Here is a 13066-nt window from a genome sequence, read left to right as displayed (position 1 = left end):
AGCTGAGGCTACCGTCGGCGCCGTGTCGTCCCCCGGAGCAGAGCTCGAGTACGAGGTCGTCGACGTCTTCGCGCCGCGCGCCTACGCCGGCAACCCGCTCGCCGTCGTCTACGACGCCGACGCGCTGACCACCGAGCAGTGCCAGGCCCTGGCCTTCGAGTTCCACCTGTCGGAGACCTCGTTCCTGTGCGCCCCGACCGAGGGCTCGGGCGCCGACCATCCTGGTTCGGCCGGCGGTCCGAAGGCCGACTACCGGGTCCGGATCTTCACGCCCTACGCGGAGCTGCCCTTCGCGGGGCACCCCAGCGTCGGCGCCGCGCACACCCTGGTGCGGGCGGGACGGCTCCCCGCGGGCACGGTGCGCCAGGAGTGCGGCGCCGGCATCCTCGACCTGGTCGTCGACGAGGACGGGGCCACGCTCTCCGGTGGCCGGGCGACCCTGGAGGACGGCCCGGACCCCGGCCGGCTGGCCGAGGCGATGGGGCTCTCGTCCGCCGACGCCGTCGGCATCCCGGCGCACGTGGCCGGCTGCGGGCTGCCGTTCACCTACCTCGCCGTGCGGCGCGAGGTCGTCGACGAGGCGGCGCCGGTGCCGGCGCTGCTCGGCGAGCTCGGGGTGGGGGAGGGCGTCTCCGTGCTGTCCTGGGACGCCGCGACCTCGACGGTGTACGCGCGGGTGTTCGCCGCCGACCTCGCCTGGGGCGAGGACCCGGCGACCGGGTCGGCCGCCCTGGGTGCGGGCGTCTGGCTGGTGGCGGCCGGCCTGGTCACCGGCGACGGGACGTCGTCCTACGTCATCCGGCAGGGCGAGGCGATGGGGCGCCCGTCGCACCTGTCCTGCACCGTCACCGCCGCCGGGCGCCGGGTCACCGCCGCCACCGTGCAGGGGGCGGTGGTGCCGATCGCCCGCGGCCGGATCCGGGTGCCATGAAGGACCCTCCTGCCCCCCACCGCTCGCACGCTCGCGGCGGGTCCCTGCAGGAGGGCCACGGGGTCGGGGCCGGGGCCTCCGCCGCGTGGGCGGTGCACCGTCCCGGCGGCCGGGACGTCGGGATCATGGCGGTGGCCGTCGTCGGCATCTCGCTGTCGGCGCCGCTGACCGCGCTGCTCACCGCCCCGATGCTGGCGCTCGCGTTCTGGCGCAACGTGGGCGGCGCGGCCGTGCTCCTGCCGGTGCTGCTCCTGCGGGAGCGCTCGACCCTCACCGGCCTGCGGTTCCGCGACCTCGGCAGCTCGGTGGTCGCCGGTCTCTTCCTCGCCGCCCACTTCGCCGCCTGGCTGCCGAGCCTGTCGATGACCACGGTCGCCGCGTCGACGGCGCTGGTCACGACCACGCCGATCTGGACCGCCCTGGCCGCCCGGATCAGCGGGGTGCGGCTGCCCGCGGCGATCTGGTGGGGCCTCCTCCTCGCCGTGCTGGGCGTGGCGCTCATCGCCGGCGTCGACGTGACGGTGAGTACCCGGGCCCTGCTCGGCGACGGGCTGGCGCTGCTCGGCGCGATCTGCGCGGGCGGCTACGTGCTGGCCGGCGCGCGGGCGCGGCAGCGGCTGTCCGTCTCCGCCTACGCGGTCGTCTGCTACTCCGTGTGCGCGCTGACGATCGCGGTCGCCGCCGTCGTCGCCGGAACCCCGCTCGGCGGGTTCCGGACCCGCGACTGGCTGCTGATCGCGGCGATCACCGTCTGCGCCCAGCTGCTCGGGCACACCCTGCTCAACCTGGTGCTCTCCTCGGTCGGCCCCACCGTGGTCAGCCTGGTCGTGCTCCTGGAGGTGCCCGGCGCGCTGCTGTTCGCGCTGGTGCTCCTGCAGCAGGTGCCCCCGCTGCTCGCCCTGCCCGGGGTGCTGCTCGTCGTCCTCGGCGTGGCCCTCGTCGTGCGGGCCAGCCGCCCGGTCACGCTGGTCGAACCCGCGACCTGAGCGGCCATCGTGCCCACGGTGGCCGTGGCTACGCTCCGGACATGGCCGAGTTCCGATCCCGCCGATCCAACCTCGCCGTCCCGGGCAGCAACCCGCGGTTCCTGGAGAAGGCGAAGGGGCTGCCGGCCGACCAGGTGTTCCTCGACCTGGAGGACGCCTGCGCCCCGCTGGCCAAGCCCAGCGCCCGCAAGAACATCGTCGCGGCGCTCAACGAGGGCGGCTGGGGCGAGAAGATCCGCACCGTCCGGATCAACGACTGGACGACGGAGTGGACCTACCGCGACGTCATCGAGGTCGTCGAGGGCGCCGGCGCCGACCTGGACTGCCTGATGCTGCCCAAGGTGGTCGACGCCGCCCAGGTGCAGGCGCTGGACCTGCTGCTCGCCCAAGTCGAGCGGGCCAACGGGCTCGAGGTCGGTCGCATCGGCATCGAGGCGCAGATCGAGGACGCCCGGGGCCTGATCAACGTCAACGCGATCGCCTTCGCCAGCCCGCGGATCGAGACGATCATCTTCGGCCCGGCCGACTTCATGGCCTCGATCAACATGAAGACGCTGGTGGTGGGCGCCCTGCACCCGGACTACGCCGGCGACCCGTACCACTACATCCTCATGCAGATCCTCATGGCCGCCCGCGCCCGCGGCGTGCAGGCCATCGACGGGCCGTTCCTCCAGGTCCGCGACGTCGACGCCTTCCGCGAGGTGGCCAAGCGGTCGGCGGTGCTCGGCTTCGACGGCAAGTGGGTGCTGCACCCCGGCCAGATCGACGCGGCCAACGAGATCTACGCGCCGTCCCAGGAGGACTACGACCACGCCGAGCTCATCCTCGACGCCTACGAGTGGCACACCTCGGAGGCCGGCGGGGCGAAGGGCTCGGCGATGCTCGGCGACGAGATGATCGACGAGGCCAGCCGCAAGATGGCGCTGGTCATCGCGGGCAAGGGCCGCGCCGCGGGGCTGCGGCGCACCTCGTCGTTCGCCCCGCCGGAGGCCTAGGGGCCGAAGGAGACGCTGGCCAGCGAGGCGAGCGCCACGAACCACAGCACGATCGCGAGGACGACGAGGGCCGACGCGATCGCGCCGACGATGATCCCGGCCAGCGCCAGGCCCTCGCCCTCCTCGCCGGTCTGCTTGATCTGCCGGCGGGCGACGACGCCGAGCACCACGCCGGCGGGCGCGAAGACGAAGGCCAGGACGAGCGCCAGGATCGCCATCGTGTTGGTGGGCCGCCGGAAGCCGTACCCGGGCGGCGGGGCGCCGTAGCCGGGCGGCGGGGCGTAGCCCGGTGGCGGGCCGTAGCCCGGGGGTGGGCCGAACGCCGGCGCGGGGTACGCATGCGCAGGTGGCGCGCCGGCCGTGGAGAACTGCGGGGGCGGTGCGGCGGCGGGCGGGTCGCCCCGGTACAGGCCGTCGTCGTGCGTGCTCATGGGGTCCTTCCCTCGGGGGCGCCCGTCACCGGCCGACCGCCGGGACGGGCAGCGCGGCGATCCGGGCGCCGATGCCCCGGGCGGCCGTGGCGCCTGCCGCAGGATCCTCCGCGAGGAGCACCGAGACCACCGCGCCACGCCCTTGGGCGACGACGTCCTGCACGGTGCCGTCCGCCAGCCGGTAGCGGACCGCGACGACGTTCCCGGTCAGCCCCTCCACGACCGGCGGGTCGGCGAACGTGCGGTCGCCGGCCGGGCAGGACTCGAAGGCGTCGCGCAGCTCGGTCATCGCCAGCTCCCCGGCCTCGGCCGAGTCGTAGGCGATCGCCTCCGCGACGACGGTGGCCGCGCCGGCCGGGTCCAGCCCGACGACCGGGTGCTTCGCCGTCCGGCGCGCCTCGGAGGGGAAGGCGACGCCGCAGAGGCCGTCCAGGCTGGGGTTGCCGCTCAGGTCGCCGTCCGGCACGGGGTTGGCCTGCACCGACCAGCCGGCCGGGAGGTCCGTGGCCCGCAGCGCGACCGCGAGGGCGGCCTCGTCAGGCGTGGTGGCCGCGGCGGGGTCGGCGCCCGCGGCCGCGGACTGCTCGGCCTGCGCCGGCGCCGGTTCCTCGCGGGGCCCGTCGTCCGCCGGCTCGCTGCCGCAGCCGGACACGAGCAGCGCGGCGGCGACCGCGGCCGCGAGGTGCCTCATCCTCGCGACGCTAGACCGGGAGACGATCATCAGTCGCGGGCTGCTCGAGGCGTACGCGCTCGAGCGCTGAGGCACACCGGGTGTCCGGGAAGCTCGTGCTCTGCCCACTCCGGTGGGCAGAGCACGAGCTCGCGCGGAGGAACCTGCGCCCGCGCCGATCAGCCCTCGCTGTCCGCCGGTTCCTGGAAGGTGACCTCGACCTCGTCGACGCCGAGCGAGCGGGCCAGCGAGGTGAGCATCGTGCGGGTGTTGTCCTCGGCGCGGTCGCGCAGGTCGCTGCCCACGGCGGCCGCAGCCAGGCGGTCCTCGGCCAGCGCGTACAGCTCGGTGTCGTCGACCGGGTTGTCGCCGAACGCGTCGCCGACCCGCTCCAGGAGCCCGCGGTCGCGGTCGAGGACGCGGCTCTCCGCCGGGTCGATGCGCACCTCGCCCACGCGCGGGGCGGGCAGCTCGATGATCGCGGAGTTGCCGTCGGCGGAGAGGGCGACCCGGCCGTCGTCCAGCGCGGTGAAGTCGACGTAGGCGTCGGCGGTGCCGGTGGCGAGGAAGCTGACCCGCTCACCGCTGATCACCGAGGGGACGTAGCGCGTGTCGACCTCCCGGTCGACGACGACCTGGAACGTGCCGGTCGCGGCGTGGTACTCCGACAGGTCCTCGAGGGCCAGCAGCAGCGGGGTCGTGCTGCGGTCGACGACGTCCTGGCCGAACGGGTCGTCGGGCAGCCAGCCGGCCACCTGCACGCCGACGGGCACCAGCACGGCCAGGCCGATCCCGGCGGCCACGAGGCGGGGGCGCACCCGGCGCCGGCGGCGCGGCGCCCGCTCGGCGACGGCGTCGGTGGACCGGTCCTGCAGGAGCGTGGGCATGCGCTGACCTCCGGCGAGGGGTGGGGGATCCCACCGTTCAGCGAGGAGTGTGCGCCGTCCATTCCCCGACACGCCGGGACGCAGCGGCCTCAGCGGGCCGGACGGCGCTCGTAGTTCCGCCGTGCCCACACGTAGCCGACCAGGGCGATGGCGGCGCACCAGCCGATCGACAGCAGCCCGCTGGACCCGATCGCCGTTCCGGTCAGCAGCCCGCGGAGCGTCTCGATCAGCGGGGTGAACGGCTGGTGCTCGGCGAACCAGCGCAGGCCGGCCGGCATCGAGTCCACCGGCACGAACCCGCTGCCGAAGAACGGCAGGAGCATCAGCGGCATCGGCAGGTTGCTGGCCGCCTCGACGGTCTTGGTGTGCAGGCCCATGGCCACCGACAGCCAGGACAGCGCGAAGCCGGTCATGGCCAGGACGCCGATCACGGCCAGCCACTCCAGGGCGTCCGCGCTCGGCCGGAAGCCGACGAGCAGGGCGACGGCGAGGACGAGCGCCAGCCCGACCATCGTCTGGACGACGGCGCCGATCACGTGCCCGGTGAGCACCGCCGCGCGGGCGATCGACATGGTCCGGAACCGGGCGATGATGCCCTCGGTCATGTCCATGGCGATCCCGATCGCCGTCCCCTGCGCGCCGCCGGTCATGGCGAGGACCAGGATGCCGGGGACGACGTAGGCGAGGTACTCCGCCCGGCCGCCGGAGGGAGCGCCCAGCCCGGCACCCAGGGTGCCGCCGAAGACGTAGACGAACAGCAGCAGGAAGACGATGGGCATCGCGGCCACGATCACGGTCAGGCCGGGGTAGCGCACCGCGCGCTTCAGGTTCCGGCGCAGCATCGTCCTCGAGTCGCTGAGCGTGAGAGCCAGGGCGGTCACGAGGGCACCTCCTCAGGGGTAGGCCGGCCGGTGAGGGCCAGGAAGACGTCGTCCAGGTCAGGGGTGTGCACGGTCAGCCCGGCGACGTCGATCCGGGCGTCGTCCAGGCGGCCGAGCAGGGACCGCAGCTCGGCGACGCTGCCGTCCCCGGGCACCTCCAGGGCCAGCGAGGCGGCGTCCGGGGTCGGGACGCCGAGCACCCGCGCGGCCTCGGCGAGGGACGGTGCGTCGTCGAACTGCAGGCGCACGTGCCCGCCGGGGACGAGCCGCTTGAGCTCGTCGGCGGTCCCCTCGGCCACCAGGTGGCCGGAGTCGAGGACGCCGATCCGGTCGGCCAGCTGGTCGGCCTCGTCCAGGTACTGCGTGGTGAGCAGGATGGTCACCCCGTCGGACACGAGGCCGCGGACGGCGTCCCACATCGCCCGGCGGCTGCGCGGGTCGAGCCCGGTGGTCGGCTCGTCGAGGAACACCACCCGGGGGTCGCCCATGAGGCCCATGGCGAGGTCGAGCCGCCGGCGCATGCCGCCGGAGTAGGTCGCGGGCACCCGGTCGGCGGCCTCGACCAGGTCGAAGCGGTCGAGCAGGTCTGCGGCCCGGCGCCGGGTCTCCTGTCGGCCGAGGTGCTGGAGGTCGCCCATGAGGCGCAGGTTCTCCGCGCCGGTGAGCAGGGTGTCCACGGCGGAGAACTGGCCGGTCAGCGCGATGGCCGACCGCACCCCGCCGGGGTCGCGGGCCAGGTCGTGGCCGGCGACGCGGACCTCGCCGCCGTCGGCGCGGGTGAGGGTGGAGAGGATGTCGACGGTGGTCGTCTTGCCGGCGCCGTTGGGGCCGAGCAGGGCGAAGATCGTCCCCTCCGGCACGGTGAGGTCCAGTCCGTCGAGGACGACGTGGTCGCCGAAGGCCTTGCGCAGGCCGGTGACGGCGATCGCGGGAGTGGCTGGCATGGCAGGTCCTCTCAGGCCCGGCGGATGAGGACGTCGCCGTAGGACGTGCGGGCGTGGATCTCGACGGTCTCGTCGGCGTCCTGCGGTCCTCCGGTCTCGTCGAGCAGGTTGCGGATGCGGCCGCCGCCCGAGTGCACGTCCAGCCAGGCCGCGGTGCCGGCGCGGACGCCCGCCTCCACCTCGCCGTAGCCGGTCTCCAGGACGAGCGACCCGCGGACGGCCTGGCCGACGCGGACCTGGCCGTACTTGGTGCGGCCGGTGAGCGAGGCGAGGGCACGGTCGACGGTGATGTCGCCGTAGCCGGTCGCCAGACGGGCCGGGCCGGCGGTCTGGCCGACCCGGACGGTCCCGTAGGAGGTGTGCGCCTCGGCCTCGCCGTCGACGGCCGCCGCGGTGATGCCACCGGTGGACGTGCGGGCGCGCAGGGCGCTCGCCTGGTCCAGGCGCAGGTCGCCGTGGGTGCTCTCCAGCTCGACGGCGCCGAGCCGGCCCGTGCACACGATGCCGCCGGCCGCCGTCCGGACGTCGACCGAGGACCCCTCGGGCAGCGCGACGTCGACGTCGACCTCCGCTCCGGCGGGAAAGAACAGCAGGCGGGGGCGACCGGTGGAGCGGACCACCAGCTCGCCGGCGGCGAAGTCGACCAGGGCGTTCGCGGCGGCCGCGACGTCGGCGGAGCTGCGCGGGTTCCGGGGCCGGACGGTGACGACGGTGTCGGTCCGCTCGGAGGCGCGGACCTGCACCGAACCGAACGCGACCTCGATGCGGGCGGAGATGGGCTGCGGGGTGTCGAACGTGGGCAAGGCGGTGCCCTCCTCGGGGCAGGGGGGATCGCCCCCGGACCGGTCGGCCGGGGTCGGTGTACTGGTGCGGACGGACGGGCGGGCCGCGGCTAGCGCGCCCACCCGGTGTAGTGGGAGCCGCCCGACCAGCGGCCGCGGCGGGACTCCGCGGACGACGGCCGGGAACCGGCGTCCAGTGCGGTGGTGACGGCCCGGACCAGCCAGGTGTTGACCGAGAACCCGAGGCGGGCGGCGGCCTCCTCCACCCGCACCTTGAGCTGCTCGGGCAGCCGCAGGGTGATGCGGAGGGTCTCGCCCTCCTCGAGGTCGGGGGCCGGGGCGGTGGCCGCCGGTGCCGGTTCCTCCGGAGCCGCCGGGGCGGGCGGAGCGGTGACGACGAAGCCGAGGTCGCCGCCGCGGAGCCGGACGTCGACCGACCCCGGCGCCAGCTGGGCGGTGAGCTCCTCGGCGGCCGCGGACAGCGCGCTGAGCAGGGCGAGGCGGACCGAGGACTCGAGCGGCGCGGTCAGCCGCTCGGCCAGCTCGCGGGCGTCGTCGCCGCCGGGTGCGGCGGCGGCCACCAGTTCCCGGCGGAGCTGCTCGACGTAGGGCGTCAGGTCCATGGTGTCACTGTGACACCATTTTGACGTCATCCGCAAGGCCCTTGACGCCACGCGGTGTCGCGGAGCCGACCGAACACACGGAGCGGACCGGGGTTCTGTGCCGCGGAAGGCAGGGGAACACCGGCCTCCCCCGGGGCATTGCCCCGAGCATGAGAGCTGTCGCAGTGACCGAGTTCGGTGGGCCGGAGGCCCTGCACGTCGTCGACGTCCCGGACGAGCCGCTGGGGCCCGGGCAGGTCCGGCTGCGGGTGACCGCGGCGACGGTCAACCCGACGGACACCTACGTCCGCAACGGCGTGTACGCCCAGCGGGACGAGGTCGAGCGCTTCCCCTACGTGCCCGGGATGGACGCCGCGGGCGAGCTGGTGGAGATCGGGCCCGACGTCGACAGCGACCTGCAGGTGGGTGACCGGGTGATGGCCATCGTGCTGCCGTCGGGCTCGCACGGCGGGTACCGGGAGGACCTCGTGCTCCCGAGCGGGTCGGTGGCCCGCGTGCCGAAGGGGACCAGTGACGCGGAGGCGTCCACCCTCCCCATGAACGGGCTCACCGCCCGCCTGGCGCTGGACCTCATGGCTCTGGAGCCGGGCCAGGTCCTGGCGGTGACCGGCGCCGCCGGCGCGTTCGGCGGGTACGTGATCCAGCTGGCCAGGCACGCCGGGCTGACCGTCGTGGCCGACGCCGCGGAGGCCGACGAGCAGCTGGTCCGCGACCTCGGCGCCGACGTCGTCGTCCGGCGCGGGGACGACGTCGCCGACCGGATCCGCGAGCGCTACCCCGACGGCGTGGACGGCCTGGCCGACGGCGCGGTCCAGAACGAACTGGTGCTGCCCGCGGTGCGGGACGGCGGCACCGTGGCGACCGTCCGCGGCTACGCCGGCGACGGGCAGCGCGGCCTCCGGGTGCACCCGGTCGGCGTGCGCACCTACGCCGAGGAGGCCGGCACGCTCGACGGCCTCCGGCAGCTGGTGGAGGAAGGCGTCCTCACGCTGCGGCTGGCGCGGACCCTCCCCGCCGAGGAGGCCGCGGAGGCCCACCGCCTGCTCGAGCGCGGCGGCGTCCGCGGGCGGCTGGTCATCACCTTCTGAGGTCGCGGGAGTGGCCCCCGACCTGCGAGGGTGGGGGCCCTTCCCGGGCAGAGGGGCCCGGGCCGGCGCGGAGGTCGCAGATGGTGCACAGGCTCCTGGTCAGCTACGGGCAGCCCGAGGACCCGGGCGCGTTCGACGAGTACTACCGGGACACGCACATGCCCCTGGCGATGGAGATGCCGGGGATCGTCCGGTTCAGTGTCGGCCACGCCCAGGCAGTGGACCCGGCCACGCCCGGGCCGTACTTCGTCGTGGAGATCGACTTCGAGTCCGAGGAGGCGATGACCGCGGCGTTCTCCTCGCCGGAGGGCCGCTCGGCCACGAAGGACGTCGCCAACTTCGCCACCGGCGGAGCGACCATGGCGCACTTCGAGGTCCGCGACATCAAGGCCGGCATGCCGTACGTGCCGTGACGGCCGGGCGGGCCCGACGGGACCCCCGGCGGTGAACGGCGCGCAGGCGCTCGTCCGCACGCTGGTCGCCGCGGGGGTCGACGTCTGCTTCGCCAACCCGGGCACCTCGGAGATGCACTTCGTCGCGGCCCTGGACGACGTGCCGGAGATGCGCAGCGTGCTGACCCTCTTCGAGGGGGTCGCCACCGGCGCCGCGGACGGCTACGCGCGGATGGCTGGCCGCCCGGCGGCGACCCTGCTGCACCTCGGTCCGGGGCTGGCCAACGGCGTGGCCAACCTGCACAACGCCCGCCGCGGCGGTGCGCCGGTGCTCAACGTGGTCGGCGACCACGCGCGGTCGCACAAGCGGCTCGACGCGCCGCTGGAGTCCGACGTGGACGCCCTGGCCGGGGCCGTGTCCGGCTGGGTGCGCCGGTCCCTGTCGCCGGCCGACGTCGCCGCCGACGCCGCCGAGGCGGTGGCCGCGGCGGCGCGGGGCGCGGTCGCCACCCTGGTGCTGCCCGCCGACGTCTCCTGGACCGACGGCGCCGCACCGGCCGACCCCCTGCCGGTGCGGCCCGCGCCCCAGGTCCCGGACGCCGTGGTCGACGAGGTGGCCGCGGCGCTGGCCTCGGGGGAGCCGGCGGTGCTGTTCGTCGGCGGGGACGTCGTGGCGTGCGAGGAGGGCCTGCTGGCCGCCGGCCGGGTGGCCGCGGGCACGGGCGCGCGCCTGCTCGCCGAGACCTTCCCCGCTCGAATGGTGCGCGGCGCGGGCCTGCCCGACCCGGACGAGCTGCCCTACCCGCCGGAGATGGCGATGGCCGCCCTGGCCGGGACGGCGCACCTCGTGCTGGCCGGGGCGACCGCGCCGGTGCACTTCTTCGCCTATCCGGACGTCCCCGGGACGCCGGTGCCCGAGGGCTGCCGGGTGCACGTGCTCTCCGCGCCCGGGGAGGACGGCGTCGCGGCACTGCGGGCGCTGGCCGACCGCGCCGCCCCCGGCGCCGAGCCCGAGCTGGCCGAGGCGTCCCGCCCCGAGCTGCCCGGCGGAGCGCTCGATCCGCGGTCGATGGCCGCGGTGGTCGGCGCGCTGCTCCCCGAGCGGGCGGTCGTCGTCGACGAGGCGCTGACCTCCGGCGTCGGCCTGGCCGAGCTGACCGCGGGCGCGCCCCGGCACGACTGGCTGGCGCTGACCGGCGGGGCGATCGGCGACGGCCTGCCGATGGCCGTGGGCGCCGCGGTGGCCTGCCCCGACCGGCCGGTGCTGTGCCTGCAGGCCGACGGCAGCGCGATGTACACGATCCAGGCGCTGTGGACCATGGCCCGTGAGCAGCTCGACGTCACGGTCGTGGTCTGCGACAACGGGTCGTACGCGATCCTCGAGCACGAGCTGTCGCGGGTCGGCGCGCGCGGCGACGGCGAGCGCGCCGGCCGGCTGCTGGACCTGGGCGGCCCGGGGCTGGACTTCGTCGCGCTGGCGACCGGCATGGGCGTCCCGGCGACCCGGGCCACGACCGCCGAGGAGTTCGCCGGGCAGCTGCGGGCGGCGCTGGCCGAGCCCGGTCCGCACCTGGTCGACGCCGTGCTCCCGGGTCGGCGCTGACCGCGGCGTGCTGCGGCGGGCGGCCCGCGTCGCGCTGGCCGTCGTCCTGGTGCTCGCCGTGCTGACCGGCCTGATCTGGGCGCTGCAGCGGCGGCTGGTCTACCTGCCCGACGACGGTCCGGTGCCGGCCGCGGCCGACGCCCTGCCCGGCGGGCGGGACGTCGTCCTGCGCACGTCCGACGGCCTGGAGTTGGGCGCGTGGTTCGTGCCCGGGCCCGGGCCCGACCCCGCCACCGTGCTGGTGGCCAACGGCAACGGCGGGCACCGCGGCCTGCGGGCGCCGTTGGCCCGGGCGCTGGCCGGGCGCGGCCTGGGGGTGCTGCTGTTCGACTACCGCGGCTACGGCGGCAACCCGGGCAGCCCGAGCGAGGCCGGGCTGGCCCGCGACGTCCGGGCGGCCCGCGGGTACCTGGTGGCGGAGGCCGGCGTGCGTCCTGACCGGCTCGTCTACTACGGGGAGAGCCTGGGGGCCGCGGTCGTCACCGAGCTGGCCGGGGAGCACCCGCCCGCGGGGCTGCTGCTGCGCTCGCCGTTCACCGACCTGGCCGCCGTGGGCAGCGAGCACTACCCGTTCCTGCCGGTGCGGGCGCTGCTGCGCGACCGCTATCCGGTGGCCGAGCGGATCGCGTCGGTCCGGGTGCCGACGACCGTGGTGCTGGGCGACGCCGACTCGATCGTGCCGCCGGCCCAGAGCCGCGCCGTGGCGGCCGCCGCGGCGCGGCTGCACCGGCTGGTCGAGGTGCCCGGGGCCGACCACAACGACCTGGTGCTGCTGGACGGGCCCGCCCTGGTCGACGCGGTGGCCGAGCTGGCCGGCGTCAGGTAGCCGCGTCGAGGAACTGGCGGGCCAGCCGCTTCGGCGCCCGGGCCAGCCATGCCTCGGTGACCAGCTCCGGCAGCTCCGCGGGGTCCAGCTCCTCGAGCCGGATCAGCACCACGGGGTAGCCGTTGAAGTGCGGCGTCGTGAAGTAGACGGCGGGATCGTCGGCCAGCAGCGCCTCCTTGGCGCCGAGGTCGGGCACCCAGGCGGCGAGGACCGGGCCCTCCGGAGCGGCGTCGCCCAGTGCGGCCAGGTCGGCGCGGCGCAGCGCGCGCTCCCAGACGAAGCCCTTGTCGCGGACCCGCCACTCCAGCCGGCCGCGGGCATCGCTCTCCCCGACCTCGGGCAGCCCGAGGGCCACCGTCCGGACGTCCGACCAGGTCGCCACGGGCGGGAGGGTAGCGCCGCCGGCCGGTCTGGCGGGGTGCGTCCGCGCGCGCCAGCATGGGAGCCCCGGCGAGGAGGAGGTCCCCGTGGACGCCGCCCAGCTCCGCGACCTGCAGGCGCCGCTCAAGCAGCGCTACCGCGACGACCCGGAGTCCGCGTGCACCACGATGCGGGCCGACGCGGAGTTCGCCGATCCGGGGATCACCTGCACGGTGCAGACCTGGGCGGGCCCGGTGCGCGCCGGCCTGCACCCGGTCACCGGCGGCGACGGCGTCGACGCCTGTTCCGGCGACATGCTGCTCCAGGCCCTGCTGGCCTGCGCCGGCGTGACGATGCGCAGCGTGGCCACGGCGATGGGCGTCGAGGTCCGGTCCGCCCGGCTGACCGCGCGCGGCGAGATGGACGCCCGCGGCACCCTCGGGGTGTCGAAGGAGACCCCGGTCGGCCTCGGCGACATCGCCGTGGACGCCGAGCTGGACACCGACGCCGACGACGCGACGCTGGAGAAGCTCGGGCAGCTCACCGAGCGGTACTGCGTCGTCGCGCAGACCCTGGCGCGGCCGCCGCACCTCACCGTGCGCCGCGCCGAGTGACCACCCGGGCCCGGCGGACGCCGGCCTGGTCGCGCCGCCGCCTCAGCGGGTCG

16 protein-coding genes are annotated in these 13066 nt (G+C 75.9%); 8 read left to right on the top strand and 8 right to left on the bottom strand.

Features of this window, described 5'->3' with window-relative positions; translation table 11 throughout:
• Window positions 1-22 precede the first annotated feature (22 nt).
• Genes PGN05_RS22260 through PGN05_RS22250 form a run of 3 tightly spaced genes read left to right on the top strand, consistent with a single transcriptional unit; the run spans window position 23 to window position 2912 of the window.
• On the top strand, window positions 23-931 hold the full coding sequence (locus PGN05_RS22260; RefSeq protein ID WP_419754762.1) for a PhzF family phenazine biosynthesis protein: 909 nt from the start codon (window positions 23-25) through the stop codon (window positions 929-931).
• A complete protein-coding gene (locus PGN05_RS22255) occupies window positions 928-1917 on the top strand; it encodes an EamA family transporter (protein WP_419754761.1) in 990 nt (329 codons plus the stop codon). The genes PGN05_RS22260 and PGN05_RS22255 overlap by 4 nt, the downstream gene beginning before the upstream one ends.
• Before the next feature lie 41 nt (window positions 1918-1958).
• A complete protein-coding gene (locus tag PGN05_RS22250; RefSeq protein ID WP_419754760.1) occupies window positions 1959-2912 on the top strand; it encodes an HpcH/HpaI aldolase/citrate lyase family protein in 954 nt (317 codons plus the stop codon).
• Here the strand turns inward: PGN05_RS22250 and PGN05_RS22245 are convergent.
• The 7 genes from PGN05_RS22245 to PGN05_RS22215 all read right to left on the bottom strand — a co-directional run bounded on the left by PGN05_RS22245 (window position 2909) and on the right by PGN05_RS22215 (window position 8130).
• The gene (locus PGN05_RS22245; protein ID WP_419754759.1) at window positions 2909-3343 is read right to left on the bottom strand and encodes a DUF4190 domain-containing protein; all 435 of its coding nucleotides are present in this window, start codon (window positions 3341-3343) and stop codon (window positions 2909-2911) included. The two genes, PGN05_RS22250 and PGN05_RS22245, sit on opposite strands and share 4 nt — an antisense overlap.
• Before the next feature lie 25 nt (window positions 3344-3368).
• On the bottom strand, window positions 3369-4034 hold the full coding sequence (locus PGN05_RS22240) for a hypothetical protein (protein ID WP_419754758.1): 666 nt from the start codon (window positions 4032-4034) through the stop codon (window positions 3369-3371).
• 158 nt (window positions 4035-4192) lie between these two features.
• Entirely contained in the window at window positions 4193-4900 is a 708-nt protein-coding gene (locus tag PGN05_RS22235) for a DUF4230 domain-containing protein (RefSeq protein WP_419754757.1), read from the bottom strand.
• Window positions 4901-4989: 89 nt separating this feature from the next.
• Entirely contained in the window at window positions 4990-5781 is a 792-nt protein-coding gene (locus tag PGN05_RS22230) for an ABC transporter permease (protein ID WP_419754756.1), read from the bottom strand.
• Complete coding sequence (locus tag PGN05_RS22225; RefSeq protein WP_419754755.1) at window positions 5778-6725, bottom strand: ATP-binding cassette domain-containing protein; 948 nt, start codon at window positions 6723-6725, stop codon at window positions 5778-5780. Before PGN05_RS22225 ends, PGN05_RS22230 begins: the two co-directional genes overlap by 4 nt.
• Before the next feature lie 11 nt (window positions 6726-6736).
• The gene (locus PGN05_RS22220; RefSeq protein WP_419754754.1) at window positions 6737-7528 is read right to left on the bottom strand and encodes a DUF4097 family beta strand repeat-containing protein; all 792 of its coding nucleotides are present in this window, start codon (window positions 7526-7528) and stop codon (window positions 6737-6739) included.
• A gap of 89 nt (window positions 7529-7617) precedes the next feature.
• Entirely contained in the window at window positions 7618-8130 is a 513-nt protein-coding gene (locus PGN05_RS22215) for a toxin-antitoxin system HicB family antitoxin (protein ID WP_419754753.1), read from the bottom strand.
• Between the two features lie 164 nt (window positions 8131-8294).
• Here PGN05_RS22215 and PGN05_RS22210 point away from each other — a divergent pair, with 164 nt between their 5' ends.
• The 4 genes from PGN05_RS22210 to PGN05_RS22195 all read left to right on the top strand — a co-directional run bounded on the left by PGN05_RS22210 (window position 8295) and on the right by PGN05_RS22195 (window position 12039).
• On the top strand, window positions 8295-9218 hold the full coding sequence (locus tag PGN05_RS22210; RefSeq protein ID WP_419754752.1) for a quinone oxidoreductase family protein: 924 nt from the start codon (window positions 8295-8297) through the stop codon (window positions 9216-9218).
• Window positions 9219-9298: 80 nt separating this feature from the next.
• Window positions 9299-9631, top strand: a complete 333-nt coding sequence (locus PGN05_RS22205; protein ID WP_419754751.1) for an EthD family reductase — start codon at window positions 9299-9301, stop codon at window positions 9629-9631.
• A gap of 31 nt (window positions 9632-9662) precedes the next feature.
• Window positions 9663-11213 carry an acetolactate synthase large subunit gene (locus PGN05_RS22200; protein ID WP_419754750.1) on the top strand — a complete coding sequence of 517 codons (1551 nt, stop codon included), beginning with the start codon at window positions 9663-9665 and terminating at the stop codon, window positions 11211-11213.
• Between the two features lie 7 nt (window positions 11214-11220).
• Window positions 11221-12039 carry an alpha/beta hydrolase gene (locus PGN05_RS22195; RefSeq protein ID WP_419754749.1) on the top strand — a complete coding sequence of 273 codons (819 nt, stop codon included), beginning with the start codon at window positions 11221-11223 and terminating at the stop codon, window positions 12037-12039.
• Here the strand turns inward: PGN05_RS22195 and PGN05_RS22190 are convergent.
• Window positions 12032-12421 (bottom strand): MmcQ/YjbR family DNA-binding protein, encoded by a 390-nt coding sequence (locus tag PGN05_RS22190; RefSeq protein WP_419754748.1) that lies wholly within the window; start codon window positions 12419-12421, stop codon window positions 12032-12034. The genes PGN05_RS22195 and PGN05_RS22190 overlap by 8 nt on opposite strands.
• Window positions 12422-12506: 85 nt before the next feature.
• Here PGN05_RS22190 and PGN05_RS22185 point away from each other — a divergent pair, with 85 nt between their 5' ends.
• On the top strand, window positions 12507-13013 hold the full coding sequence (locus PGN05_RS22185) for an OsmC family protein (protein ID WP_419754747.1): 507 nt from the start codon (window positions 12507-12509) through the stop codon (window positions 13011-13013).
• The last annotated feature ends 53 nt before the right edge of the window (window positions 13014-13066 follow it).

Source organism: Geodermatophilus sp. CPCC 206100 (assembly GCF_048569675.1).
Lineage (GTDB): Bacteria > Actinomycetota > Actinomycetes > Mycobacteriales > Geodermatophilaceae > Geodermatophilus.
Note: the sequence above shows the minus strand (reverse complement) of the source record. Positions and strands in the feature narration are given on the sequence as shown.

Excerpts from the sequence above, each read along its gene's own strand:
- PGN05_RS22255 (WP_419754761.1), top strand. The coding sequence starts at position 928 with ATGAAGGACCCTCCTGCCCCCCACCGCTCGCACGCTCGCGGCGGGTCC.
- PGN05_RS22250 (WP_419754760.1), top strand. The coding sequence starts at position 1,959 with ATGGCCGAGTTCCGATCCCGCCGATCCAACCTCGCCGTCCCGGGCAGC.
- PGN05_RS22245 (WP_419754759.1), bottom strand. The coding sequence starts at position 3,343 with ATGAGCACGCACGACGACGGCCTGTACCGGGGCGACCCGCCCGCCGCC.
- PGN05_RS22240 (WP_419754758.1), bottom strand. The coding sequence starts at position 4,034 with ATGAGGCACCTCGCGGCCGCGGTCGCCGCCGCGCTGCTCGTGTCCGGC.
- PGN05_RS22235 (WP_419754757.1), bottom strand. The coding sequence starts at position 4,900 with ATGCCCACGCTCCTGCAGGACCGGTCCACCGACGCCGTCGCCGAGCGG.
- PGN05_RS22225 (WP_419754755.1), bottom strand. The coding sequence starts at position 6,725 with ATGCCAGCCACTCCCGCGATCGCCGTCACCGGCCTGCGCAAGGCCTTC.
- PGN05_RS22215 (WP_419754753.1), bottom strand. The coding sequence starts at position 8,130 with ATGGACCTGACGCCCTACGTCGAGCAGCTCCGCCGGGAACTGGTGGCC.
- PGN05_RS22205 (WP_419754751.1), top strand. The coding sequence starts at position 9,299 with ATGGTGCACAGGCTCCTGGTCAGCTACGGGCAGCCCGAGGACCCGGGC.